General features: G+C 69.7%; 23 protein-coding genes. 21 read left to right on the forward strand and 2 right to left on the reverse strand.

Features of this window, described 5'->3' with window-relative positions:
- The first annotated feature begins 3 nt into the window (after positions 1–3).
- The 12 genes from EV670_RS00575 (at position 4) to EV670_RS00630 (ending at position 13,572) form a co-directional block, all read left to right on the forward strand.
- Positions 4–1,191, forward strand: a complete 1,188-nt coding sequence (locus EV670_RS00575; protein ID WP_130429883.1) for an acetyl-CoA C-acyltransferase — start codon at positions 4–6, stop codon at positions 1,189–1,191.
- A 16-nt stretch (positions 1,192–1,207) separates the two neighbouring features.
- A complete protein-coding gene (locus tag EV670_RS00580) occupies positions 1,208–1,897 on the forward strand; it encodes an SDR family oxidoreductase (protein ID WP_130429884.1) in 690 nt (229 codons plus the stop codon).
- A gap of 7 nt (positions 1,898–1,904) precedes the next feature.
- On the forward strand, positions 1,905–2,336 hold the full coding sequence (locus EV670_RS00585) for a hypothetical protein (RefSeq protein WP_130429885.1): 432 nt from the start codon (positions 1,905–1,907) through the stop codon (positions 2,334–2,336).
- Positions 2,323–3,453, forward strand: coding sequence for an acyl-CoA dehydrogenase family protein (locus EV670_RS00590; protein WP_130429886.1), 1,131 nt, complete (start codon positions 2,323–2,325; stop codon positions 3,451–3,453). The genes EV670_RS00585 and EV670_RS00590 overlap by 14 nt, the downstream gene beginning before the upstream one ends.
- Before the next feature lie 195 nt (positions 3,454–3,648).
- Positions 3,649–4,770 carry a TRAP transporter substrate-binding protein gene (locus tag EV670_RS00595; protein WP_130429887.1) on the forward strand — a complete coding sequence of 374 codons (1,122 nt, stop codon included), beginning with the start codon at positions 3,649–3,651 and terminating at the stop codon, positions 4,768–4,770.
- A gap of 92 nt (positions 4,771–4,862) precedes the next feature.
- The gene (locus tag EV670_RS00600) at positions 4,863–5,480 is read left to right on the forward strand and encodes a TRAP transporter small permease subunit (protein WP_130429888.1); all 618 of its coding nucleotides are present in this window, start codon (positions 4,863–4,865) and stop codon (positions 5,478–5,480) included.
- A complete protein-coding gene (locus EV670_RS00605; RefSeq protein WP_130429889.1) occupies positions 5,480–7,486 on the forward strand; it encodes a TRAP transporter large permease subunit in 2,007 nt (668 codons plus the stop codon). The genes EV670_RS00600 and EV670_RS00605 overlap by 1 nt, the downstream gene beginning before the upstream one ends.
- 51 nt (positions 7,487–7,537) lie before the next feature.
- Positions 7,538–8,104, forward strand: a complete 567-nt coding sequence (locus tag EV670_RS00610) for a DinB family protein (protein WP_130429890.1) — start codon at positions 7,538–7,540, stop codon at positions 8,102–8,104.
- A 258-nt stretch (positions 8,105–8,362) separates the two neighbouring features.
- Positions 8,363–9,985 carry a carboxyl transferase domain-containing protein gene (locus EV670_RS00615; RefSeq protein WP_130429891.1) on the forward strand — a complete coding sequence of 541 codons (1,623 nt, stop codon included), beginning with the start codon at positions 8,363–8,365 and terminating at the stop codon, positions 9,983–9,985.
- Between the two features lie 13 nt (positions 9,986–9,998).
- A complete protein-coding gene (locus EV670_RS00620; RefSeq protein ID WP_130429892.1) occupies positions 9,999–10,781 on the forward strand; it encodes an enoyl-CoA hydratase/isomerase family protein in 783 nt (260 codons plus the stop codon).
- 92 nt (positions 10,782–10,873) lie between these two features.
- Positions 10,874–11,542 carry a DUF4126 domain-containing protein gene (locus EV670_RS00625; protein ID WP_130429893.1) on the forward strand — a complete coding sequence of 223 codons (669 nt, stop codon included), beginning with the start codon at positions 10,874–10,876 and terminating at the stop codon, positions 11,540–11,542.
- Positions 11,543–11,547: 5 nt separating this feature from the next.
- Positions 11,548–13,572, forward strand: coding sequence for an acetyl/propionyl/methylcrotonyl-CoA carboxylase subunit alpha (locus EV670_RS00630; RefSeq protein ID WP_130429894.1), 2,025 nt, complete (start codon positions 11,548–11,550; stop codon positions 13,570–13,572).
- A 29-nt stretch (positions 13,573–13,601) separates the two neighbouring features.
- Here the strand turns inward: EV670_RS00630 and EV670_RS00635 are convergent, their stop codons facing one another.
- Positions 13,602–14,015 (reverse strand): hypothetical protein, encoded by a 414-nt coding sequence (locus tag EV670_RS00635; protein WP_130429895.1) that lies wholly within the window; start codon positions 14,013–14,015, stop codon positions 13,602–13,604.
- 154 nt (positions 14,016–14,169) lie between these two features.
- On the opposite strand from EV670_RS00635, the gene EV670_RS00640 reads away from it, so the two are divergent.
- From EV670_RS00640 to EV670_RS00660, 5 genes are read left to right on the forward strand one after another with little or no spacing between them, the layout of a single operon-like run.
- Entirely contained in the window at positions 14,170–15,087 is a 918-nt protein-coding gene (locus EV670_RS00640) for a hydroxymethylglutaryl-CoA lyase (protein WP_130429896.1), read from the forward strand.
- A gap of 9 nt (positions 15,088–15,096) precedes the next feature.
- Positions 15,097–16,542: an exodeoxyribonuclease I gene (gene sbcB, locus EV670_RS00645; protein WP_130429897.1), complete on the forward strand. Its 1,446-nt coding sequence runs from the start codon at positions 15,097–15,099 to the stop codon at positions 16,540–16,542.
- The gene (locus EV670_RS00650) at positions 16,539–17,045 is read left to right on the forward strand and encodes a YbaK/EbsC family protein (protein WP_130429898.1); all 507 of its coding nucleotides are present in this window, start codon (positions 16,539–16,541) and stop codon (positions 17,043–17,045) included. Before sbcB ends, EV670_RS00650 begins: the two co-directional genes overlap by 4 nt.
- A 35-nt stretch (positions 17,046–17,080) precedes the next feature.
- Complete coding sequence (locus EV670_RS00655; RefSeq protein ID WP_130430865.1) at positions 17,081–17,263, forward strand: DUF1289 domain-containing protein; 183 nt, start codon at positions 17,081–17,083, stop codon at positions 17,261–17,263.
- Positions 17,260–17,922 carry a 2-hydroxychromene-2-carboxylate isomerase gene (locus EV670_RS00660; RefSeq protein ID WP_130429899.1) on the forward strand — a complete coding sequence of 221 codons (663 nt, stop codon included), beginning with the start codon at positions 17,260–17,262 and terminating at the stop codon, positions 17,920–17,922. The genes EV670_RS00655 and EV670_RS00660 overlap by 4 nt, the downstream gene beginning before the upstream one ends.
- Before the next feature lie 7 nt (positions 17,923–17,929).
- On the opposite strand, the gene EV670_RS00665 is transcribed toward EV670_RS00660, so the two are convergent.
- Entirely contained in the window at positions 17,930–18,988 is a 1,059-nt protein-coding gene (locus tag EV670_RS00665; RefSeq protein WP_130429900.1) for a class I SAM-dependent methyltransferase, read from the reverse strand.
- A gap of 136 nt (positions 18,989–19,124) precedes the next feature.
- Between EV670_RS00665 and EV670_RS18780 the strand changes: the two genes are divergently transcribed.
- The 4 genes from EV670_RS18780 to EV670_RS00685 all read left to right on the forward strand — a co-directional run bounded on the left by EV670_RS18780 (position 19,125) and on the right by EV670_RS00685 (position 23,604).
- A complete protein-coding gene (locus EV670_RS18780; RefSeq protein ID WP_242616786.1) occupies positions 19,125–19,967 on the forward strand; it encodes a helix-turn-helix transcriptional regulator in 843 nt (280 codons plus the stop codon).
- Between the two features lie 56 nt (positions 19,968–20,023).
- Positions 20,024–20,332, forward strand: a complete 309-nt coding sequence (locus tag EV670_RS00675) for a DUF485 domain-containing protein (RefSeq protein ID WP_130429901.1) — start codon at positions 20,024–20,026, stop codon at positions 20,330–20,332.
- Positions 20,329–22,056 (forward strand): cation acetate symporter, encoded by a 1,728-nt coding sequence (locus EV670_RS00680; RefSeq protein WP_130429902.1) that lies wholly within the window; start codon positions 20,329–20,331, stop codon positions 22,054–22,056. Before EV670_RS00675 ends, EV670_RS00680 begins: the two co-directional genes overlap by 4 nt.
- Positions 22,057–22,173: 117 nt before the next feature.
- A complete protein-coding gene (locus EV670_RS00685; RefSeq protein WP_130429903.1) occupies positions 22,174–23,604 on the forward strand; it encodes a putative nucleotidyltransferase substrate binding domain-containing protein in 1,431 nt (476 codons plus the stop codon).
- Positions 23,605–23,618: the final 14 nt, after the last annotated feature.

The following is a 23,618-nucleotide window of genomic DNA, read 5'->3' on the forward strand; positions in this document are numbered from 1 at the left end:
ACCATGTCCGCCACCAACGACCCCATCGTCATCGTTTCCGCCGCCCGCACGCCGATCGGCGGCCTGCTCGGTGATTTCTCTTCACTGGCCGCCTGGGAACTCGGCGCGGTCGCGATCAAGGCCGCGGTCGAGCGCGCCGGCGTGCCCGGCGACGCGGTCGACGAGGTGCTGATGGGCAACTGCCTGATGGCGGGTCAGGGCCAGGCGCCGGCGCGCCAGGCGATGCGCAAGGCCGGCCTGCCCGACAGCGCCGGCGCCGTGACCTTGTCCAAGATGTGCGGCTCGGGCATGCGCGCGATGATGTTCGCGCACGACATGCTCGCCGCCGGCAGCGCCGAGGTGATGGTCGCCGGCGGCATGGAGAGCATGACGAATGCGCCGCACCTGACCTTTGCGCGCAAGGGCATCAAGTACGGTGCCGCCGCGCTCTACGACCACATGGCGATCGACGGGCTCGAAGACGCCTACGAGCGCGGCAAGGCGATGGGCGTGTTCGCCGAGCAGTGCGTGAGCAAGTACTCGTTCACGCGCGAGGCGATGGACGCTTTCGCGATCGCCTCCCTGGAGCGCAGCAAGAAGGCCAACGAGGACGGCAGCTTCGCCTGGGAGATCGCGCCGGTCAGCCTGCCGGGCAAGGCCGGCGACACGGTGATCGACAAGGACGAGCAACCCTTCAAGGCGCGGCCCGACAAGATCCCCGGCCTGAAGCCGGCCTTCAAGAAGGACGGCGCGATCACCGCCGCCACCTCGTCGAGCATTTCCGACGGTGCCGCCGCGCTGGTGCTGATGCGCGAATCGACCGCCAAGGCGCGCGGCCTGAAGCCGGTGGCGCGCATCCGGGCCCACGGCGTGCACGCGCAGGCGCCCGACTGGTTCACCACCGCGCCGGTCGGCGCGATCGAGAAAGTGCTCAAGAAGGCCGGCTGGAACGCGGCCGACGTGGACCTCTGGGAAGTCAACGAGGCCTTTGCCGCGGTGACGATGGCGGCGATGGCCGAGTTCAAGCTGCCGCACGACAAGGTCAACGTCAACGGCGGCGCTTGCGCGCTCGGCCATCCGATCGGCGCCAGCGGCGCGCGCATCGTCGTCACCCTGCTCGGCGCGCTGCGCGCGCGCGGGCTCAATAAGGGCGTCGCCGCGCTGTGCATCGGCGGCGGCGAGGCGACGGCGATGGCGGTGGAACTGGTCTGAGCGCGGAGCCCGGGCCATGCGCGCTCTCGTCATCGGCGCCTCGCGCGGCATCGGCCTGGAGTTCGTGCGCCAGTACCGTGCCGACGGCGCTCAGGTCACGGCCACGGCGCGCGACGAGGCCGGGCTCGGGCGCCTGCGCGCGCTCGGTGCCAGCGCCGTCGCCCTCGACGTGACCAGCGCGGAGAGTTGCTCGCGCCTGGCCTGGCAGCTCGACGGTGGCGCCTTCGACGTGGTGATCGTCAACGCCGGCGTCTACGGTCCGCGCAGCAGTGGCATCGAGGCGCCGAGCGAGGCCGACTTCGACGCCGTGATGCACGCCAACGTGCTGGGCCCGATGCGGGTGGTTGGCCAGATCGCCGAACTGCTCGAGCCGCAGGCGCGGCTGGCGGTGATCTCCTCGCGCATGGGCGCGATCGGCCCGCGCACCTCGGCCTCGGGCTGGCTCTACCGTGCCTCGAAGGCGGCGCTGAACTCGGTGCTGAAGGACATCTCGATCACGCTCGGCGCCAACGCCGGCGACGAGGCGGCCGCGCCGCCGGTCTGCGTCGCCTTTCACCCCGGCTGGGTGCGCACCGACATGGGCGGCAGCGGCGCCGATCTCGACGTGGCCGACGCGGTCGCCGGCATGCGCCGCACGCTGGCCGCGCTCACGGCGGCCGACAACGGCCGCTTTCTCAACTACGACGGCTCCGGCATCGACTGGTGAGGGCCGCGTGGACCGTCAGCAACTGATCGACTTCTTCGATCGCTACCGCGCCGCCTTCGACCGCCTCGACGGCGACGCGGTGGCCGACTGCTGGCACACCCCGAGCGCCATCGCCGACAGCCGCGACGGCCACGGCCACGGCCGGGTCACGGTCTGGACCGAGGAGGCGCCGATGCGCGCCAACATGCAGGCGCTGTGCGCCGTGTACCGCGAGGCCGGCTTCGCGCGCACCGAGTTCGAACTGCTCGAGCACCTGGCCTTCGGCCCCGACCACATGGTGGCGCACCTGCGCTGGACACTGTGGCGCCGCGACGGCTCGCTGCTGCAGCGCTTTGGCACCGCCTACCAGTTGCTGCGCGGCGCCGACGGTTGGCGCGTGTTCGGCGCCACCGCCTACCAGGAAGACATTTCGGAGATGAAGCGCCATGTTGCTCAATGAAGACCACCGCGCGGTGCAGGACGCCGTCCGCAGCTACGTGCAGGACCAGATCGCGCCCAAGGCCGCGGCCTGGGACAAGAACCACCATTTCCCGAAGGACGAACTGCGTGGCCTGGCCGAACTCGGTTGCTACGGTGTCGCGGTGCCGGCCGAACTGGGCGGGGCCGGGCTCGACTACCTGGCGCTGGCGATCATCCTCGAGGAGATCGCCGCCGGCGACGGCGCGACCAGCACCATCGTCAGCGTCAACAACTGCCCGGTCTGCTCGATCCTGATGGCCTGGGCCAGCCCGGCCCAGCAACAGCAGTGGTTGAAGCCGCTGGCGCAGGGGCGGATGCTCGGCGCCTTCTGCCTGACCGAGCCGCACGTCGGCTCCGAGGCCGGCGGGCTGCGCACCGCCGCCGTGCGCGAGGGCGATGAGTACGTGCTCAATGGCGTCAAGCAGTTCATCACCAGCGGCAAGCATGGCGATGTCGCGATCGTGATGGCCGTGACCGACAAGGCGGCCGGCAAGAAGGGCATCAGCGCCTTCGTCGTGCCGACGAACACCCCCGGCTACATCGTCTCGCGGCTCGAGGACAAGATGGGCCAGCATGCCAGCGACACGGCCCAGATCACCTTCGAGAACTGCCGGGTGCCGGCCGCCAACCGGCTCGGCGACGAAGGACAGGGCCTGAAGATCGCGCTCTCCGGGCTGGAGGGCGGGCGCATCGGCATTGCCGCGCAGAGCGTGGGCATGGCGCGCGCGGCCTTCGAGGCGGCGCTGGCCTACAGCAAGGAGCGGGTGGCCTTCGGCAAGCCGATCTTCGAGCATCAGGCGGTGCAGTTCCGGCTCGCCGAGATGGCCACGCAGCTCGAGGCGGCGCGCCAGCTGATCTGGCATGCGGCCGCGATGAAGGATGCCGGTGTCCCTTGCCTGAAGGAAGCGGCGATGGCCAAGCTTTTCGCCTCCGAGATGGCCGAGCGAGTCTGCTCGGCGGCCTTGCAGACACTGGGCGGCTATGGCTACGTCAGCGACTTCCCGCTCGAGCGCATCGCACGCGACGTGCGGGTGACGCAGATCTACGAGGGCACCTCCGACGTGCAGAAGATCCTCATCGGTCGGGCGCTGGGCTAGCCGGCGCGGGCTCGCCCGGTTGCCGGCGGTTGCGGTTCGCGCACCGCACAACCCCGCCCACCCCGGGGTCTCCCGCCCGGGTTAACGCCAGCGCCAGCGGCGGGCGCCGTTCGTAACATCGACGAGAAGGCCAACGGCCCGCAGTGGTCGCCGGCACGGAGGGATTGTTTCAACACCGAAGCGAAGGAGACGAGCATGTCCAAGAAGAGTTCGGCACCCCAGCGGCGCCGCTTCCTCAAGTCCGCATCGGCCGGCGCGGTCGGTGCCGCGGCCATGGCCGCACCGATGGTCAGCAACGCGCAGACGACCGCGCTGCGCTTCCAGAGCACTTGGCCGTCGAAGGACATCTTCCACGAGTACGCGAACGACTTCGCGACCAAGGTCAACAACATGGCCGGCGGTCGCCTGAAGATCGAGGTGCTGCCAGCCGGTGCGGTGGTGCCGGCCTTCCAGCTGCTCGAGGCGGTCAACAAGGGCACGCTCGACGGCGGCCACGGCGTGGTGGCCTACCACTACGGCAAGAACTCCGCGCTGGCGTTGTGGGGATCGGGCCCGTCCTTCGGCATGGACCCCAACATGCTGCTGGCCTGGCACAACTACGGCGGCGGCAAGGAGCTGCTGGCCGAGATCTACAAGAGCCTGAACATGGACGTCGTGTCCTACCTGTACGGGCCGATGCCGACGCAGCCCTTCGGCTGGTTCAAGAAGCCGATCGCCAAGCTCGAGGACATCAAGGGCACCAAGTTTCGTACCGTCGGTCTCGCGGTCGACATGTACAACGACATGGGCGCCGCGGTGAACCCGTTGCCCGGAGGCGAGATCGTGCCGGCGCTGGACCGCGGCCTGATCGACGGCGCCGAGTTCAACAACGCCAGCTCGGACCGCCTGCTCGGCTTCCCCGACGTGGTCAAGAATTGCATGTTGCAGAGCTTCCACCAGAGCGGCGAGCAGTTCGAGATCCTGTTCAACAAGGGCAAGCTCGACGCGCTGCCGGCCGAGCTGAAGGCGATCGTCGACTACGGCGTCCAGGCCGCCAGCGCCGACATGAGCTGGAAGGCGGCGCATCGCAATTCGCTCGACTACGTCGAGCTGAAGAAGGCCGGTGTCAAGTTCTACAAGACGCCCGACGCGATCCTGCGCGCGCAACTCGCCGCCTGGGACAAGATCGTCGCCAAGAAGGGCGGCGAGAACCCCCTGTTCCAGAAGGTGATCGACTCGCAGAAGGCCTTCGCCGGCCGCGCCGGTCAGTGGTGGAACGACTACACCGTCGACTTCAAGATGGCCTACAACCACTACTTCGGAGCCAAGAAGGCCTGAACCTTCTCGAGGCGTAGCACGCGACAATCCCGGGGGCGCCGTGTTGCGGCGCCCCCGCTTGTTTGTCTGAACGACTTTCTCTAGGAAGCTCCATGCAGAACCTGCTGCTGGCGGTGGACCGCTTTTCCACCTGGATCGGCAAGTTTTTTGCCTGGTCGGTGGTCGGCCTGACCCTCTTGATCAGCTGGGAGGTGTTCTCCCGCTATGCGCTGAACCAGCCGCACGGCTGGGTGCTGGACGCCCAGATCATGCTTTACGGCACCCTCTTCATGTTTGCCGGCGCCTACACGCTGAGCAAGGCCGGCCATGTGCGCGGCGACGTGCTCTACGGCTTCTTCAAGCCGCGCACCCAGGCGACCATCGACCTGGTGCTCTACATCCTGTTCTTTCTGCCCGGCATCGTGGCGATGACCTGGGCCGGATGGGCCTACTTCAACGACTCGCTGGCCATCCGCGAGCAGACCTTCAACGCCGACCCGCTGCCGGTCTACCCGTTCAAGTTCGTGATTCCCTTCGCCGGCGCGGTGCTGCTGCTGCAGGGTCTGGTGGAGATCGTGCGCTGCGTGATCTGCCTGCGTGAAGGCGAGTGGCCGTCGCGCGAGCAGGACGTCGAGGAAGTCGACGTCGACAAGCTCAAGGAGCTGATGCACGTGAAGGATGCAGACATCGAGGCGCTCGACAAGCTGGTGGTCAAGGAAGGCGGCAAGTGATGAAGCTGCGCAAGGAACTGTGGTTCGGCTTCACGCTGATGGCCATCATCGTCGCCGCGGCGATGGGCATGGTGCTGAGCGTCGACACGATGACCAACGGCCACTACGGCCTGCTGATGCTGTCGCTGGTGGTGGTGGCCATCATGCTCGGCTTCCCGACCGCCTTCACGCTGATGGGCATGGGCATGCTGTTCGCGTTCTTCGCCTACCACTCCGGCGGGCAGACCGCCCGCGGCGCGATGACGCAGACGCTCGACCTGATGGTGCAGCGCACGTTCTCGGTGATGAGCAACGACGTGCTGATCTCGATCCCGCTGTTCGTCTTCATGGGCTACCTGGTCGAGCGCGCCAACCTGATCGAGAAGCTGTTCAGGAGCCTGCACCTGGCGCTGGCCCGCGTGCCGGGCTCGCTGGCGGTGGCCACGCTGGTGACCTGCGCGGTGTTCGCCACCGCGACCGGCATCGTCGGTGCGGTGGTCACGCTGATGGGCCTGCTGGCGCTGCCGCAGATGCTGCGCGGCGGCTACGACGTGCGCGTGTCGGCCGGCGCCATCACCGCTGGCGGCTGCCTGGGCATCCTGATCCCGCCCTCGGTGCTGCTGATCGTCTACGGCGCGACCGCCGGCGTGTCGGTGGTCAAGCTCTACGCCGGTGCCTTCTTCCCCGGCCTGATGCTGGCCGGCCTGTACATCGTCTACGTGATCCTCCTCGCCAAGATCAAGCCGGCGCTGATGCCGCCGCTGACGGCGGAGCAGCGCTTCGTGCCGCTGCCGCCGCCGCTGCAGCAGGCCGGCGCTACCGGCGAAGGCCGGGCGCTGCCCTGGCTGCTGGGCGCGCTCAAGGGCAAGCGCAACCAGGCCGTCAGCACGAGCTTCCTGCTGAAGCAGCTGTTCGTGACGCTGCTGCCGCTGATCCTGTTCACCGTCGTGTCGCTGTGGAGCTACCAGACCGTGACTCGCGTCACCGCAGTCGAGGACTTCTCCGAACTGCAGCAGATGGGCGCGGGCAGCGCGACCGAGGCGCAAGACGCAGGCGGCCTTCAGGCTCCGCCCGGCGACGGTGGCGGGCTACAGGAGCCACCAGCCGCCGGCGGGGTGCAGGAGCCGCCCGCCGCGGGTGGCTTGGCGGAGCCGCCGTCGGCCCCCGCCGAGGCCGGCAGCGAACCGGCCGCCGCTGCCGTGGCCGAGCCGCCTGGCGCCGTGGCCACGCCACCCGCCGGCGCGACCGACGGTGCCGCGGCCACCACGCGGCCGGCTCCGCAGGGCTACTGGATCGGCCTGGCGGTCGGTGCGGTGGCGATGGTGGCCTATTACGCGCTGCTCAGCTTCAACCGGCTCGAAGTGTTCAAGATGCTGCTGTCGAGCTTCTTCCCGCTGCTGGTGCTGATCACCGCCGTGCTGGGCTCGATCGTCTTCGGTCTGGCGACGCCGACCGAGGCCGCCGCGGTCGGCGCACTGGGTGGCTTCCTGCTGGCCGCCGCCTACCGGCAGTTGAACCTGACGGTGGTCAAGGAGAGCGTCTTCCTCACCGCGAAGACGAGTGCGATGGTCTGCTGGCTGTTTGTCGGCTCGGCGATCTTCTCGGCCGCCTTCGCGCTGCTTGGCGGGCAGGAACTGGTCGAGAACTGGGTGCTGGGCATGAACCTCAGCAAGACCCAGTTCCTGGTGCTCAGCCAGGTGATCATCTTCGTCCTCGGCTGGCCGCTGGAGTGGACCGAGATCATCGTGATCTTCATGCCGATCTTCATTCCGCTGCTCGACAACTTCGGCGTCGACCCGCTGTTCTTCGGCCTGCTGGTGGCGCTGAACCTGCAGACCGCTTTCCTGAGCCCGCCGGTGGCGATGGCGGCGTTCTACCTGAAGGGCGTGTCGCCGAAACACGTGACGCTGAACCAGATCTTTGCCGGCATGCTGCCCTTCATGGGCATCCAGGTCATCGCGATCATCCTGCTGTACCAGTTCCCGGGCATCGGCCTGTGGCTGCCGCAGGTGCTCTACGGGCAATGAGCGGTAGCTGCGGGTGATTGACGCGTCCATCGCCGGCCGCAGAATCCGGCGATGGACCTTTCCCGGCACCTGCGCATCGAGGCGCACGCCAACCGGCTTGCCAATCACCGCCTGCACGGCGCGATGGCGGCGCTCACGCACGCGGAGCTTCATGCCGCGCGCACCAGCTTCTTCCCGAGCCTGATCGGGACGCTGAACCACATCCTCGAGGTCGACCAGTACTACGTCGGCGCGCTGCTTGGCGAGCCCGAGCTGGCCACGCACTGGGACCGGTTCAAGGCCGACGAGGAACTGGCGCCGCTGGCCGCGCGCCAGGCCGCCTGCGACGAACGCCTGATCGCGTTCTGCGACGCGCTCGATGGCGCGGGCTGCGAACGCGTCATCGAGCTGCCGCGCAGCCAGGGCCGGGTGCAGCGCGAACGCGCGGCCCATGTGCTGGCTCATCTGTTCATGCACCAGACCCATCATCGCGGCCAGGTGCATGCCATGCTGACCGGCACGGCCGTGGAGCCACCACAGCTCGACGAGTTCCTGATGCCGAGCGAGGCCCATCTGCGCGTACCCGACATGGCCGCCCTGCGCTGGCGCGAGGCCGAGGTCTACGGCCCGACGGCCTGAGTGCGCGCCGGCCTTTAGTGTCGTGAGTTGAAAGTTCGTCGATGAATCCAGCCGAGAAGCGGCCGCATCCGTCGTTGCGGTGCTCGCCGGGTGTCGAACCCGGCTCCGCGCCGCGCCTAGGCTGCGGCCGTTTTCGGCGGGATTCGGAACCGTTCTGCAGTCGCTGCCAAGCTGTTCAACGAACCTCCAACTCACGACACTAGAATTGACGTTTACGTCAACGTCAACCAGAACAACGAATCGCCGCGAGGAGACCCGATGCCCATTCTCGAATCCAAGCTCAACCCGCGCGGCGACGACTTCAAGGCCAACGCGGCCGCGATGCGGGCGCTGGTCGACGACCTCAATACCAAGCTCGCGCAGATCGCGCAGGGCGGCGGCGAGGCGGCGCGCGCCAAGCACGCGGCGCGCGGCAAGCTGCTGCCGCGCGACCGCGTCGAGGGCCTGCTCGATCCCGGCACGCCCTTCCTCGAGATCGCGCCGCTGGCGGCCTTCGATGTCTACAAGGACCGCGACGGCAGCGATGCCGCGCCCTGCGCCGGCGTGGTCGCCGGCATCGGCCGCGTCGCCGGGGTCGATTGCGTGATCGTCTGCAACGACGCCACCGTCAAGGGCGGCACCTACTTTCCGCTGACGGTGAAGAAGCACCTGCGGGCGCAGGAGATCGCGCAGCAGAACCGGCTGCCCTGCATCTACCTGGTCGACAGCGGCGGTGCCAACCTGCCCAACCAGGACGAGGTGTTCCCGGACCGCGATCACTTCGGCCGCATCTTCTACAACCAGGCGCAGATGAGCGCGCAGGGCATTCCGCAGGTGGCGGTGGTGATGGGCTCGTGCACCGCCGGCGGCGCCTACGTGCCGGCGATGAGCGACGAGACCATCATCGTCGACAAGCAGGGCACCATTTTCCTCGGCGGCCCGCCGCTGGTGAAGGCCGCGACCGGCGAGGTCGTCAGCGCCGAGGACCTCGGCGGCGGCGACGTCCACACGCGCCTGTCGGGCGTGGCCGACCACCTGGCGCGCAACGACACCCACGCGCTGGCGATCGCGCGCCAGATCGTCGGCCACCTCAACTGGCAGAAGAACGTGCCGGTGGTGCTGCGCGAACCGGTGTCGCCGAAGCTCGCACCCGAGGAGCTCTACGGCGTGATCCCGACCGACACCCGCAAGCCCTTCGACGTGCGCGAGGTGATCAGCCGCATCGTCGACGGCTCCGAGTTCGACGAGTTCAAGGCACGCTACGGCGCCACGCTGGTGTGCGGCTTCGCCCACATCGAGGGCATGCCGGTCGGCATCGTCGCCAACAACGGCATCCTGTTCTCGGAGAGCGCCAACAAGGGCGCGCACTTCATCGAGCTGTGCTGCCAGCGCAAGGTGCCGCTGGTCTTTTTGCAGAACATCACCGGCTTCATGGTCGGTCGCAAGGTCGAGAACGAGGGCATCGCGCGCGCCGGCGCCAAGATGGTGACGGCCGTGGCCTGTGCCAACGTGCCCAAGTTCACCGTCATCATCGGCGGCAGCTTCGGCGCCGGCAACTACGGCATGTGCGGCCGCGCCTACTCGCCGCGCTTCCTCTGGATGTGGCCCAACGCGCGCATCAGCGTGATGGGCGGCGAGCAGGCCGCCAGCGTGCTGGCCACCGTCAGGCGCGACGGCATCGAGGCCAAGGGCGGCGCCTGGAGCGCCGACGAGGAAGAGGCTTTCAAGAAGCCGATCCGCGACCAGTACGAGGTGCAGGGGCATCCGTACTTCGCCAGCGCGCGGCTGTGGGACGACGGCGTGATCGACCCGGCCGACACCCGGCGCGTGCTGGCGCTCGGCCTGTCCGCCAGCCTCAACGCGCCGATCCCGGACGCGAAGTTCGGCGTGTTCCGGATGTGATGAAGGAGGCCCGATGACCAAGCTGATCAAGGTCGAGGTGGCGGGTCCGGTGGCCCGGGTCACGCTCGACCGGCCCGAGGTTCGCAACGCCTTCAACGATGAACTGATCATCGAGCTGACCGGTGCCTTTCGCGCGCTCGGCAACGACGCGGCGGTGCGCGTGGTGGTGCTGGCGGCCAACGGCGTGGCCTTCTGCGCCGGCGCCGACCTCAACTGGATGCGGCGCATGGCCGACTACACGCGCGAGCAGAACCTGGCCGACGCCGCCGCGCTGGCCGAGATGCTGCGCACCATCGCCGCCTGCCCGAAGCCGGTGGTCGCTCGGGTCCAGGGCGACTGCTACGCCGGCGGCCTGGGGCTGGTGGCGGCCTGCGACATGGCGGTCGCCGCCGAGGGCGCGAACTTCTGCCTCAGCGAGGTCAAGCTCGGCCTGGTGCCGGCGACGATCAGCCCCTACGTGGTGCGGGCGCTGGGCGCGCGCGCAGCGCAGCGCTACATGCTCACGGCCGAGCGCTTCGATGCCGCCAGCGCGCAGCGGCTCGGCTTCGTGCAGGAGGTGGTGCCGGCCGCGCAGATCGACAGCACGCTGCAGGCCTTGGTCGATGCGCTTCTGGCGGCGAGCCCGCAGGCGCTGGCGCAATGCAAGCGCCTGCTCGACGAGGTCATCGACCGTCCGCTCGACGAGGCGCTGATCGTGCGTACCGTCGAGCACATCGCCGACGCCCGCGCCTCGGACGACGGCAAGCACGGCGTGCAGAGCTTCCTCGCCAAGAGCAAGCCGCGCTGGATCGGCTGAACATGTGTGCCCCCACGCTTGCCGCTACGCGACTGCGCTCCCCCCCTGGGGGGCGCAGCCGGCCTTGGGGCGGCCCGGCGGCCGTCTGAGCCATGGACTTCGATAGCGCCAAGCCGGTGCTCGATGCGCTCGCCGCGCCCGTGCAGGGGCTCGACACGGCGCAACTCGTCGCGCTCGCCGCCGCGCTCGGCTTTGCCAGCGGCATCCGGCTCTACGCGGTACTGCTCATCACCGGTCTCGCCGGCTACGCCGGCTGGGTCGATCTGCCGGCCGGCCTGCACCTGCTGCAGCACCCGGCCTTCCTCGCGGTCAGCGCGCTGCTGATGGGCGTCGAGTTCTTCGCCGACAAGATCCCGCTCGTCGACTCGGCCTGGGACGCGGTCCACACCTTCATCCGCATCCCGGCCGGCGCCGCGCTGGCGGCGGCGGTGTTCGGCGCCGACCAGGCCACCTTCGCCGCCATCGCCGCGCTGGTCGGTGGCACGCTGGCGGCCACAAGCCATGCCGCCAAGGCGACGACGCGGGCGGCGGCGAATACCTCGCCCGAGCCCTTCTCCAACGTCGCGCTGTCGCTGGCCGGTGACATGGCGGTGCCGGCGCTGCTGTGGCTGGCGGTCGAGCATCCGGTCTGGTTCTTCATCGCGCTGGCCATCGCGCTGGTGGTGGCGATCGTGCTGATCCGCCTGTTGTGGAAGTTCCTGCGTGCGGTGGTCAACCGCATCGAGCACCTGTTCACCGGCGACCTGAGCCACGGGAGTTGATGACAATGTTTAAGAAGATCCTCATTGCCAACCGCGGCGAGATCGCATGCCGCGTTGCGGCGACAGCCCGGCGCCTGGGCATCCGCACCGTCGCCGTCTATTCCGATGCCGACGCCCATGCCGCGCACGTGGCGGCCTGCGACGAGGCGGTGCATATCGGACCGGCCTCGCCGCGCGAGAGCTACCTCGTCGCGGCCAGGATCCTCGCCGCGGCGCAAGCCACCGGCGCGCAGGCGGTGCATCCGGGCTACGGCTTCCTGAGCGAGAACGAGGGCTTCGCCCAAGCCTGCGCCGACGCCGGCATCGCCTTCATCGGCCCGCCGGCGAGCGCGATCCAGGCGATGGGCCTGAAGGCCGAATCGAAGCGGCTGATGGAGGCCGCCGAGGTGCCGCTGGTACCGGGCTACCACGGTGCCGACCAGGACGGCGCGCTGCTCAAGCGCGAGGCCGGCCGCATCGGCTATCCGGTGCTGATCAAGGCCAGCGCCGGCGGCGGCGGCAAGGGCATGCGGGTCGTGACGGCCGAGGCCGAGTTCGACGCCGCGCTCGCCTCCTGCCAGCGCGAGGCGATCAACAGCTTCGGCGATGCCGCGGTGCTGATCGAACGCTACGTGCAGCGCCCGCGCCATATCGAGATCCAGGTCTTCTTCGACGGCCACGGCAACGGCGTCTACCTCTTCGAGCGCGACTGCTCGGTGCAGCGCCGCCACCAGAAGGTGCTCGAGGAAGCGCCTGCGCCCGGCATGGCGCCCGAGCGCCGCCGCGAGATGGGCGAGGCCGCGGTCGCCGCCGCGCGCGCGGTGGGCTACGTGGGTGCCGGCACCGTCGAGTTCATCTGCGAACAGGATGGCAGGTTCTACTTCATGGAGATGAACACGCGGCTGCAGGTCGAGCATCCGGTGACCGAGGCGATCACCGGCCTCGACCTCGTGGAATGGCAGCTGCGCGTGGCCGCCGGCCAGCAACTGCCGCTGCAGCAGGACGAGCTGAAGATCCGCGGACATGCGATCGAGGCGCGGCTCTGCGCCGAGAACACCGACGCCAACTTCCTGCCCAGCACCGGCACCCTGCATGTGCTGCGCTGGCCCGAGGGTGCGCTGAATTTCCGCTTCAACGCCGACCAGGAGCGCTTCCACGAGCCGGCGCCGCTGCGCATCGACGCCGGCGTGCGCGAGGGCGACGCGATCACGCCCTTCTACGACCCGATGATCGCCAAGATCATCGTCTGGGGCGAGGACCGGGCTCAGGCGTTGGCGCGCATGGACGCGGCGCTGGCCGCGACCCGCGTGGTCGGGCCGCACACCAATGCCGCCTTCCTGCGCCGGGTCGTCAACAGCAACTCCTTTGCCGGTGCCGAACTCGACACCGGTCTCATCGAGCGCGAGCGCGATGCCTTGTTCGATGCCGCGCCGCTGTCGCTCGAACTCGCGGCCGCCGGCATCGTCGCGCACGAACTGGCCGCCGAGGCCGCGCTGCAGGGCGCCGATCCCTGGTCGCGGCGCGACGGCTGGCGCCTCTACGGCGCCTCGCGGCGGGTGTTCATGCTCGAGCACCAGCAGGGCGGCAGCGACCGCGTCGTGCTCGAGCGCCTGCACGACGGCGGCATGACCCTGGTGCTCGGCGAGCGCCGCATTCCATTTACCGCGCGCGCGCTCGGCGACGAGCGCCACGAACTGCGTCTCGACGGCCGCCGCGTCGAACTCGCGGTGCACGCGGTCGGCGAGCAGGTCACGGTCTTCGCGCCCGAGGGCAGCGCCAGCCTGCGCGAGGTCGACGTTCTGGCCCATGCCGGTGACGGCGCCGCCGAGGGCGGTCGCGTCACCGCGCCGATGCCCGGCAAGGTGGTCGCCTACCTGGCGCAGCCCGGCGACAAGGTCAGCCGCGGCCAGCCGCTGGCGGTGATGGAGGCGATGAAGATGGAGCACACGCTGACCGCGCCGAGCGACGGCGTCGTCAAGGCGCTGCGCTACGCGGCGGGCGAACAGGTCGGCGAGGGCGAGGCGCTGCTCGACTTCGAGGCCGCTGCGTGATGCCGCGGCGGGAGTGCGTCGCTTCTGCTCTAGAAGCGCGTCTGCATCACCATCCGCGCCGGATTGCCGGCGTGGAGTTCTTCGGCCTCGACGGCCGGAGGCAGCGAATCGGTGTCATCGTCCCAGCCCGACAGCGGCTTGCTGAAGCCGAAGCCGCTGCCCAGCGCGGCCCAGCCGCGCGAGGAGGAGGGTGCCGCGCCGGCCACCGGCGTGCTGGCGGCCAAGGTGCGCAGGCGCGCCTTGTCCTCGATGCGGGTCTCGGCCTCGAACTGCGCGGCAAGCGTGAGCAGTTCGGAGCTCGCCAGGCCCTTGCAGGCACAGAGCACCTCGGCCGCCTCGGCGCGATGGCGCAGCATGCGCGACACGTCGACCGCGACCCCCAGCTCGCGCTGGAGCACGATGCGGATGCGGTTGGCGATGCGAAGGCGACGGGTGCTGTCCATGGGCTGAATCCTCGCCGCCAGCCTACGCCGTTGCCATCCCTCCGCAGAGGGTGAAAGTGCGCGTGGCCCCTTGCGCCGTGGGGTTCCGGACGCACGCGCATCATCGCAGCGTGAAGCAGTGCACACGGCGCCAAAACGAGGCAACAGAGAAATCATGAGTTCATCCCTTCCGAGTCGCGTCACGCTGGTCGACGTCGGCCCGCGCGACGGCCTGCAGAACGAGAAGCAGGCGGTTGCCGCCGCCCACAAGATCGAACTGGTGCAGCGCCTGCAGCAGGCCGGGTTGCGCGAGATCGAGGTCACCAGCTTCGTCAGCCCGAAGTGGGTGCCGCAGATGGCGGATGGCGCCGAGGTGATGGCCGGCATCGCGCGGCCGGCCGGCGTGCGCCACAGCGTCCTGGTGCCCAACATGAAGGGCTTCGAGGCCGCGCTGGCGACGCGGCCCGACGAGATCGTCGTCTTCGGCGCCGCCAGCGAGGCCTTCAGCCAGAAGAACATCAACTGCTCGATCGCGGAATCGATCGAGCGCTTCGCGCCGGTGACCGCCGCCGCGCGCGAAGCAGGGCTCAAGGTGCGCGGCGCGGTGTCGTGCGCCGTTGCCTGTCCCTACGAGGGCGAGATCCACCCCGACCGGGTCGAACTTGTCGTGCGGCTGATGAAGGAGATCGGCGTGCAGCACGTGGGCATCGCCGACACCATCGGCGTCGGCACGCCGCGCCGGGTCCAGGCGGCGATGGAGCGCGCGCTGAAGCACTACCCGTTGGCCGAAGTGAGCGGCCATTTCCATGACACCTACGGCCAGTCGCTGAGCAACGTCTACGCCTGTCTGGAGATGGGCATCGCCAGCTTCGACGCCAGCGTTGCCGGCCTCGGTGGCTGCCCCTACGCCAAGGGCGCCACCGGCAACGTCGCGACCGAGGACGTGGTCTTCATGCTTCACGGCCTCGGCATCGAGACCGGCATCGATCTCGACGCGCTGGTCGACACCGCGGCCTGGATCAGCGGCGTGCTCGGCCGCAAGCCGGTGTCGCGGGTTGCGAACGCGATGCTGGCCAGGCGCGCTGCCGCATAAGCTTGCGGCATGAGTGATTTCAGCTTCTTCTGGCACGACTACGAAACCTTCGGCGTCGTGCCGCGCCGCGACCGGCCCTCGCAGTTCGCCGGCGTGCGCACCGACGCCGATCTCAACGAGATCGACGCGCCGCTGATGCAGTACTGCCAGCCGGCGCCCGACTTCCTGCCCGAGCCCGAGGCCTGCCTGCTGACCGGCATCCTGCCGCAGACCTGCCTCGAGCAGGGCGTGCCGGAGCACGCCTTCGCGGCCCGCATCGAACGCGAACTGGCCCGGCCCGGCACCATCGGCGTCGGCTACAACAGCATCCGCTTCGACGACGAGGTCACGCGCTTCCTGTTCTGGCGCAACCTGATCGATCCCTACGCGCGCGAGTGGCAGGACGGCTGCGGCCGCTGGGACCTGCTCGACGTGGTGCGCTGCTGCCACGCGCTGCGACCCGATGGCATCGAGTGGCCGAAGCACGTGAGCGGCGAGATGGCCGGCCGGCCCTCGTTCAAGCTCGAGCACCTGAGCGCGGCCAACGGCCTCGTGCACGAGGCGGCGCACGACGCGCTGTCCGACGTGCGCGCCACCATCGCGCTGGCGCGGCTGATCAGGACGCGCCAGCCCAAGCTCTGGGACTTCTGCCTGCGCCTGCGCAGCAAGCAGGCGGTGCTGGCCGAGATCGGCGGCGGGCGCCGGCCGCTGCTGCACGTCTCGGGCATGTACGGCGCCGAGCGCGGCGGCATCGCGGTCGTGTGGCCGCTCGGCCAGCACCCGACCAACAAGAACGAGGTCATCCTGTGGGACCTCGCGCATGACCCGTCCGAGTTGCTCGGGCTCAACGCCGTCGCGATCCGCGAGCGTCTTTTCAGCAGGCAGGAAGAGCTGCCCGGGGGTGTGACTCGCTTGCCGATCAAGACGCTGCACATCAACAAGTCGCCGATTGTCATCAGCAACCTCAAGACGCTGTCGCCGGCGATGGCCGAGCGCTGGGGCGTCGACATGGAGCGCGCGCTGCGCCATGCAGACGTCGCCGCCAGCCTCGGCGGCGTGCTCGACGGGCTCTGGGGCGAGGTCTACGCGCGTCCGGCACCGGATCGCGCGCCGGACGTCGACGAAGACCTCTACGGCGGCTTCGTCGGCAACAACGACCGCCGCACGCTGCAGCGCCTGCGCGGCCTCGCGCCCGCGCAGCTGGCGCAGGCGCGGCCGGCCTTCGACGATGGGCGGCTCGAGGAACTGCTGTTCCGCTACCGCGCGCGCAATTTCCCGGCCACGCTCGACGAGGCCGGCCAGGCGCGCTGGCTGCAGCATTGCAGCGAGCGCCTGCACGAGGGCGCGCATGGCGGGCTGACGCTGCAGGCCTTCTTCGACCGCATCGACACCCTGAGCGAGAGCGCCGACGAGCGCGGCCAGGAACTGCTCGGCGCGCTCTACGACTACGCCGAGACCATTGCTCCGCCAGCATGAACGACACCGCCAACCTGCCGCCCCGCCCGCCCGGCTTCGAGCACGTGAGCCGCGTGCTCGAAACGCTCGGCCATCCGCACGCACCGCGCTGGCTCGAGGTCTCCGCGCGGACCGCGCAGGAGGCCGCCGAGGCGCTCGGCATCGAGGTCGGCCAGATCGCCAAGAGCGTGATCTTCCGTCGCCAGGCCGACGATGCGGCGGTGCTGGTCGTCACCTCGGGCGACCGCCGCGTCGACGAGAAGAAGGTGGCGGCACTGGTCGGTGCCATCGGTCGTGCCGATGCCGACTTCGTGAAGGCGTCGACCGGCTTCAGCATCGGCGGCGTCTCGCCGGTCGGCCACGCGACGAAGCCGGTGACGCTGATCGACCGCGACCTCTGCCGCTTCGACATCGTCTGGGCCGCCGCCGGCCACGCCAACGGCGTGTTCCCGCTGACGCCAGCCGAGCTCGAACTGCTGACCGGGGCACCGGTCGCCGATGTCGTGCAGGAGCCTGCCCGGTGAACGCTCGGCAGCCGTTGCCGAAGTGGCAACCGCAGATGGCTGGCGCCGTGCCCAGCCCCTGCAACAGCGTCTGCCGCATCGACGCCGCGAGCGGCTACTGCGAGGGCTGCTGGCGCACCATCGACGAGATCGTGCAATGGGCGCGGCTCGACGACGGCGCCAAGCGCGCCGTCTGGCACGAACTGCACCGACGCGCCGCGGAGGGCGCCACGCGATGACCCCGATCAGCTTCTGGTTCGATCCGATCTCCCCCTACGCCTGGCTCGCCTTCGAGCGCCTGCCGCAGGCGCTCGAGGGCTGCAGCTACGTGGTGCGCTACCGGCCGGTGCTGCTGGCCGGGCTGCTCAAGCACTGGGGCCAGCGCGGGCCGGCCGAGATCGCGCCCAAGCGCAACTGGACTTACCGCCAGGTGCAGTGGCTGGCGCAACGGCAGGGCACGCCGCTGCAGGTCCCGGCCGCGCATCCCTTCAACCCGCTGCCCTTGCTGCGCCTGCTCCACGCCTGCGACGACAGCGGCCTCGGCCCCAATCGCTGGCAATGCGAGCAGGTGCTGCGCCACGTGTGGGAGGGCGGCGCGGCGGTCGACGATCCGCAGCGCATGAGCGCACTGACGCAGCAGCTGGCGCCGGCGCTCGATCCCGCTGCCGAACCGGTCAAGGCGGCGCTGCGCGCGGCCGGCGACGATGCGGTCGCGCGCGGCATCTTCGGCGTGCCGACGCTCGAACTGCCGCCGCGCGCGGGCGAGTCCGAGGCTCGCCTGTTCTGGGGCCTGGACTCGCTCGAGATGGTCGCCGGCGCGCTGCGCGGCGATCCCTGGTTCGACGGCCCGGCCTGGGCCGAGGGCGGCCGCGCGCGGCCGGGCATCGAGCGGCGTTGAAGCCGGGCTACAGCCTGGCCTCGAGCACGATGTTGAACGGCGTCTCGGCGGCGCGCCGGAAGCGCTTGAAGCCGCCCTGCGTCACCACCTCGCGCAGCCTTGCCTCGCCGGCCTGCGCGCCCAGGCACAGCCCGACCTCCTGCGAGCGCGAGGCCGGCGTGCAGATGAAGCTCGAGGCCGAGTAGTAGACGCGGCCGACCGGGTTGAGGTTGTCCTCGAGACGGTCGTTGGCAAAGGGTTCGACGATCATCCAGGTGCCGTTGCTGGCCAGCGCCTTGCTCACGTGCGCGGCGGCGCCGACCGGGTCACCCATGTCGTGCAGGCAGTCGAAGAAGGTCACCAGGTCGTAGGCGCGGCCGGGGAAGTCCTTGGCCGAGGCTACCTCGAAGTTGACGCGATCGGCCACGCCGGCCTGCTTGGCCGCCTTGCGCGCCTGCTCGATCGAGGGCGCGTGATAGTCGAAGCCGGTGAAGCGCGCCTTCGGGTAGGCCTGCGCCATGATGATGGTCGAGGTGCCATGGCCGCAGCCGACGTCGGCCACGCTGCCCCCGGCCTGCAGCCGGGCCTCGACGCCGTCGAGCGCCGGCAGCCAGGCGCTGACCAGGTTGGCGGCGTAGCCGGGCCGGAAGAAGCGCTCGGTGCCGTGGAAAAGCGAGGCATCGTGCTCGTGCCAGCCCAGGCCGAGCCCGGTGCGCAGCGCGCTCTCCATCTTCGGCACCGACTTGAACTGGTCGACCGCGATCTGGAAGGCGCCCGGAATGAAGGCCGGGCTGCCCTCCTGCGCCAGCGCCAGGGACTGCTCCTCGCTTAGCGAGAAGCGCTGGCTGGCCGGGTCGTAGCCCACGTAGCCGCTGGCGGCCTGGGCGCTGAGCCATTCGCGCAGGTAGCGCGGGTCGGTCTCGGTGCGCTTGGCCAACTGCTCCACGGTGGCCGGGCCGGCCTCGGCCATCGCCTTGTAGAGCCCGAGCCGGTCGCCCACCACCACCGTGGCAGCGTGCAGCACCGCGCCGATGTCGGTCACGAACTTGCCCATGAACTCGTTGAGTCGCGCTTCGTCGATGGCCATGACGGTGTCCCTTGAAAGTCCGCAACCATTCCGGCCGGCGGCGGCGCCGCGGCCTAAACTGTGTGTTCACCTTAGTCGCCACCACGCGACCCGCCATCATCCGAATTGCGTACGGCGACCCGCGCCGGCTGCTGCGATGAACCACCTCACCCGCAACGACTACGCTGCCGCGCTGCAGCTGCTGCAGCGGCTCGAGGCTGCGAGCACCGATCCCGCTGCATTTGCCCGCGCGGTGGTCGACGCGATCGGCGAACTGGTGCCCTACGAGCTCGGAACGCTCAGCGTCTGCCAGCTCGATAGCGGCCACCGCGACGTGATCGGCCTGCCCGGCGTTCGTCTGTCGGCGGCCGACCTCGAGGCCTTCGATCACCATTTCCACAGCCACCCGCTGGTGGCCGCGCATGGCCGGCAGGGACGGCGCGAGACCGCACGCATCTCCGACTGCATCGGCCGCGCGGACTTCCGTCGCACGCCGCTCTATGCCGACTACTACCGCCGCATCGGCCTCGAGTACGTGGTCGCGGTGCCGCTGCACCAGGATGCCCGGACGCTGGCGAGCTTGGTGCTCAACCGCTCGACGCTCGACTTCAGCGAGCGCGACTTCGAGAAGCTCGAACTGCTGCGGCCGCACCTGGCCTTTCTCTACGCCCAGGCCTGCAGCAACGTGCAGCGGCGGCCGGCGCAGGCGCTGGCGCCCGAGTCCGTCCCGCAGCCGCCGCCGGCCGCGGCCGACGGCGCGGCCAAGCTCACCGCGCGCGAGCGCGAGGTGCTGGCCTGGCTGGCACGCGGCAAGACCGACGCCGAGATCGCGGTCTGGCTCGCGCTGAGTCCGCGCACCGTCCACAAGCACCTCGAGCACATCTATGTGAAGCTCGGCGTCGAGACGCGTACCGCGGCCGTGATGCGCGGCCTCTCGCTGCGGCCGCCACCGGCGCCGTTGTCAGCGTGTGTTGGATTCGCGTCAGAGCAAGGTAAGTAGCGAGGCCTAGGCTCGCACCAACGTCCGCCACTGGGCGTGACAACAAAGGAGACACCATGGACGACGACCTGGTCAGGCGCATAGCGAGCCACCCGAAGTACCACGAGCTGAAGTCCAAGCGCACCAGCTTCGGCTGGTGGCTGACGCTGGCGATGATGGTCGTCTACTACGGCTTCATCCTGCTGGTGGCCTTCAACAAGCCCTTCCTGTCGCAGCGCCTGGGCGAGGGCGTGATGACCGTCGGCATCCCGCTCGGCTTCGGCGTCATCGTCTTCACCGTGCTGATCACCGCGTTCTACGTGCGGCGCGCCAACAGCGAGTTCGACGACCTGACCTCGGCCATCTCCAAGGACGTGCTGAAATGAGCGCCGCCTCCAACAGGCGCCGCTCGGCGCTGGTGCTGGCCGCGCTGTGCGCGGTCTCCGCCACCATCTACGCCGCCGGTGCCGACCTCGGCCAGGCCCAGAAGCAGGCCACCAACTGGACCGCGATCGGGATGTTCGGCATCTTCGTCGTCGGCACGCTGTTCATCACCAAGTGGGCGGCGTCCAAGACCAAGAGCGCGGCCGACTTCTACACCGCCGGCGGCGGCATCACCGGCTTCCAGAACGGCCTGGCGATCGCCGGCGACTACATGTCGGCGGCCTCCTTCCTCGGCATCTCGGCCGCGGTGATGGCCAGCGGCTTCGACGGCCTGATCTACTCGATCGGCTTCCTGGTCGGTTGGCCGGTGATCACCTTTCTGATGGCCGAGCGGCTGCGCAACCTCGGCAAGTTCACCTTCGCCGACGTCGCCGCGTTCCGCTTCGAGCAGACCCCGATCCGCGTCTTCGCGGCCTCGGGCACGCTGGTCGTCGTGGCCTTCTACCTGATCGCGCAGATGGTCGGCGCGGGCCAGCTCATCAAGCTGCTGTTCGGGCTCGAGTACTGGATCGCGGTGGTCATCGTCGGCGCGCTGATGATGGTCTACGTGCTGTTCGGCGGCATGACCGCCACCACCTGGGTCCAGATCATCAAGGCCTGCCTGCTGCTCGGCGGTGCCTCGTTCATGGCCTTCATGGTGATGCTGAGCTACGGCTTCAGCCCGGAGGCGCTGTTCGCCGCCGCGGTCAAGGTCAAGGCCGACCTCGCGGTGCAGGGCGGCAAGCCGGCCGATGTGGCGGCCCAGCTCGGGCAGTCGATCATGGGTCCGGGCAACTTCATCAAGGACCCGATCTCGGCGATCAGCTTCGGCATGGCGCTGATGTTCGGCACCGCCGGGCTGCCGCACATCCTGATGCGCTTCTTCACCGTGCCCAGCGCCAAGGAGGCGCGCAAGTCGGTGATGTGGGCGACCGGCTGGATCGGCTACTTCTACCTGCTGACCTTCATCATCGGCTTCGGCGCGATCACCTTCGTGCTGACCAACCCGCAGTTCCTCGACGCCAAGGGCGGCCTGATCGGCGGCGGCAACATGGCGGCGATCCATCTGGCCAACGCGGTCGGCGGCAACGTTTTCCTCGGCTTCATCTCGGCGGTGGCCTTCGCGACCATCCTCGCGGTGGTGGCCGGCCTGACGCTGTCGGGTGCCTCGGCGGTCTCGCACGACCTCTACGCCACCGTCATCAAGAAGGGCAAGGCCGAAAGCGCCGCGGAGCTCAAGGTCTCGCGCTGGACCACGGTGGCGCTCGGCATCGTCGCGGTCGCGCTGGGCATCGCCTTCGAGAAGCAGAACATCGCGTTCATGGTCTCGCTGGCCTTCGCGATCGCGGCCTCGGCCAACTTCCCGGTGCTTTTCATGAGCGTGCTGTGGAAGGACTGCACCACCCGCGGCGCGGTGATCGGCGGCTTCCTCGGCCTGGTCTCGTCGGTGGTGCTGACCGTGGTCTCGCCCTCGGTGTGGGAGGCCACGCTCGGCAACCCGAAGGGCTCGGCGCTGTTCCCCTACACCTCGCCGGCGCTGTTCTCGATGAGCATCGCGTTCTTCGGCATCTGGCTGTTCTCGGTGCTCGACAAGAGCAAGCGCGCCGCCACCGACCGCGGCGGCTTCCTGGCGCAGCAGGTGCGCTCGGAGACTGGCATCGGTGCCTCGGGCGCGAGCGGGCATTGAAACCGGGCCGCGGGGCGGCGTCCGCGGGCGCCCCCCGCATCCGGCCTGAGCCGGATCAACCCTGAAACGCGGGACTGCGGGCACACTGCCGCAGTCCCGCTCTTCATTGGCCAGCCCATGCCCGACACCCCGGCTTCGGACACGCAGCGCGAATGGCTGTCGCTGGTGACGGCGCGCATCCGCGATGCCTACCTGCGCAAGCCCTTCTACGTCGATGGCGGGCAGGACCTGGTCTCGGTCTGCCGGCTGCTGTCGCAGCAGGGCCTGACCAACGCGCTGGTGCGCGACGGCGACCGCCTGGGCATGTTCACCACCACCGACCTGCGCGACGCGCTGCTGCGCGCCGAGCCGCCGGCCGAGCTGCCGGTGCGCGAGGTGGCGCATTTCGACCTGATCGAGGTCCAGGCCGACGCCGAGCTGTTCGAGGCCCTGTGGCTGATGGTGCGCCATCGCGTGCACCGCCTGCTGGTGCGCGACGGCGAGGCGGTGCTCGGCGTGCTCGGCCAGCTCGACCTGGTCAGCTTCGTCTCGAACCACTCGCACATCGTCGCGCTGCAGATCGACGAGGCGCGCAGCGTCGCCGAGCTCAAGCAGGCCGCGCTGCGCATCGACGCCATGATCGCGTTGCTGCACGAGGGCGGCATCCGCATCGACCGCATCGCGCGCGTCGTCAGCGAGCTCAACGCGCGGCTGTTCGCGCGCCTGTGGTCGCTGCTGGCGCCGGCCGAGCTGGTCGCCAACAGCTGCCTGCTGGTGATGGGCAGCGAGGGCCGCGGCGAGCAGATCCTCAAGACCGACCAGGACAACGCGCTGCTGCTGCGCGACGGCTTCGACTGCGACGGGCTCGACGCGCTGACCCTGCGCTTCAGCGAGGCGCTCGGCGAGTTCGGCTACCCGCCATGCCCGGGCGGCATCATGCTGAGCAACGCGCGCTGGCGCCAGCCGTTGGTCGCCTTTCGCGCGACGCTGCGCGAGTGGGTCCACGGCGCCACCGACGACGGCCCGCTGAACCTGGCGATCTTCTTCGACGCCAGCGCGGTGGCCGGCGACGCCACGCTGCTGCGCGAGGCGCAGGCGCAGCTTGAACGCCTGCTCGTCGGCAGCGACGCCTTTCTCGCGCGCTTTGCCGCCGCCGCCGACCAGTTCAGCGAGCCGGGTGGCTGGTGGACGCGCCTGACCCAACGCCAGGACGAGCAGCCGCTCGACCTGAAGAAGCTCGGCACCTTCCCGATCGTGCATGGGGTGCGCGCGCTCGCGCTGCGCCATGGCGTGCGTGCGCCGGGCACGCTGGCGCGGCTGCAGGCGCTGGTCGCGGCCGGCCAGCTCGAGCCCGCGCTGGCGCAGGACCTGGGCGAGGCGCTGCAGGCGCTGATGGCGATGAAGCTCGACCACCAGCTGGCCCAGCGCCGCGCCGGGGGCACGCCCGGCAACCTGGTGCTGCCGGCCGAGCTCAGCACGCTCGAGCGCGACCGGCTCAAGGATGCGCTGGCGATCGTGCGCCGCTTTCGCGAACTGCTGCGCCACCGCTTCCGGCTCGACAGCCTCTGACACGCGCGGGACGC

The sequence above is a fragment of the Rivibacter subsaxonicus genome (assembly GCF_004217215.1).
Lineage (GTDB): Bacteria > Pseudomonadota > Gammaproteobacteria > Burkholderiales > Burkholderiaceae_C > Rivibacter > Rivibacter subsaxonicus.

What these genes read in the sequence shown, in the direction of transcription:
- EV670_RS00575 (WP_130429883.1), top strand. Translation starts at nt 4, where the DNA reads ATGTCCGCCACCAACGACCCCATCGTCATCGTTTCCGCCGCCCGCACG.
- EV670_RS00580 (WP_130429884.1), top strand. Translation starts at nt 1,208, where the DNA reads ATGCGCGCTCTCGTCATCGGCGCCTCGCGCGGCATCGGCCTGGAGTTC.
- EV670_RS00590 (WP_130429886.1), top strand. Translation starts at nt 2,323, where the DNA reads ATGTTGCTCAATGAAGACCACCGCGCGGTGCAGGACGCCGTCCGCAGC.
- EV670_RS00595 (WP_130429887.1), top strand. Translation starts at nt 3,649, where the DNA reads ATGTCCAAGAAGAGTTCGGCACCCCAGCGGCGCCGCTTCCTCAAGTCC.
- EV670_RS00600 (WP_130429888.1), top strand. Translation starts at nt 4,863, where the DNA reads ATGCAGAACCTGCTGCTGGCGGTGGACCGCTTTTCCACCTGGATCGGC.
- EV670_RS00605 (WP_130429889.1), top strand. Translation starts at nt 5,480, where the DNA reads ATGAAGCTGCGCAAGGAACTGTGGTTCGGCTTCACGCTGATGGCCATC.
- EV670_RS00610 (WP_130429890.1), top strand. Translation starts at nt 7,538, where the DNA reads ATGGACCTTTCCCGGCACCTGCGCATCGAGGCGCACGCCAACCGGCTT.
- EV670_RS00615 (WP_130429891.1), top strand. Translation starts at nt 8,363, where the DNA reads ATGCCCATTCTCGAATCCAAGCTCAACCCGCGCGGCGACGACTTCAAG.
- EV670_RS00620 (WP_130429892.1), top strand. Translation starts at nt 9,999, where the DNA reads ATGACCAAGCTGATCAAGGTCGAGGTGGCGGGTCCGGTGGCCCGGGTC.
- EV670_RS00625 (WP_130429893.1), top strand. Translation starts at nt 10,874, where the DNA reads ATGGACTTCGATAGCGCCAAGCCGGTGCTCGATGCGCTCGCCGCGCCC.
- EV670_RS00630 (WP_130429894.1), top strand. Translation starts at nt 11,548, where the DNA reads ATGTTTAAGAAGATCCTCATTGCCAACCGCGGCGAGATCGCATGCCGC.
- EV670_RS00635 (WP_130429895.1), bottom strand. Translation starts at nt 14,015, where the DNA reads ATGGACAGCACCCGTCGCCTTCGCATCGCCAACCGCATCCGCATCGTG.
- EV670_RS00640 (WP_130429896.1), top strand. Translation starts at nt 14,170, where the DNA reads ATGAGTTCATCCCTTCCGAGTCGCGTCACGCTGGTCGACGTCGGCCCG.
- sbcB (WP_130429897.1), top strand. Translation starts at nt 15,097, where the DNA reads ATGAGTGATTTCAGCTTCTTCTGGCACGACTACGAAACCTTCGGCGTC.
- EV670_RS00650 (WP_130429898.1), top strand. Translation starts at nt 16,539, where the DNA reads ATGAACGACACCGCCAACCTGCCGCCCCGCCCGCCCGGCTTCGAGCAC.
- EV670_RS00655 (WP_130430865.1), top strand. Translation starts at nt 17,081, where the DNA reads ATGGCTGGCGCCGTGCCCAGCCCCTGCAACAGCGTCTGCCGCATCGAC.
- EV670_RS00660 (WP_130429899.1), top strand. Translation starts at nt 17,260, where the DNA reads ATGACCCCGATCAGCTTCTGGTTCGATCCGATCTCCCCCTACGCCTGG.
- EV670_RS00665 (WP_130429900.1), bottom strand. Translation starts at nt 18,988, where the DNA reads ATGGCCATCGACGAAGCGCGACTCAACGAGTTCATGGGCAAGTTCGTG.
- EV670_RS18780 (WP_242616786.1), top strand. Translation starts at nt 19,125, where the DNA reads ATGAACCACCTCACCCGCAACGACTACGCTGCCGCGCTGCAGCTGCTG.
- EV670_RS00675 (WP_130429901.1), top strand. Translation starts at nt 20,024, where the DNA reads ATGGACGACGACCTGGTCAGGCGCATAGCGAGCCACCCGAAGTACCAC.
- EV670_RS00680 (WP_130429902.1), top strand. Translation starts at nt 20,329, where the DNA reads ATGAGCGCCGCCTCCAACAGGCGCCGCTCGGCGCTGGTGCTGGCCGCG.
- EV670_RS00685 (WP_130429903.1), top strand. Translation starts at nt 22,174, where the DNA reads ATGCCCGACACCCCGGCTTCGGACACGCAGCGCGAATGGCTGTCGCTG.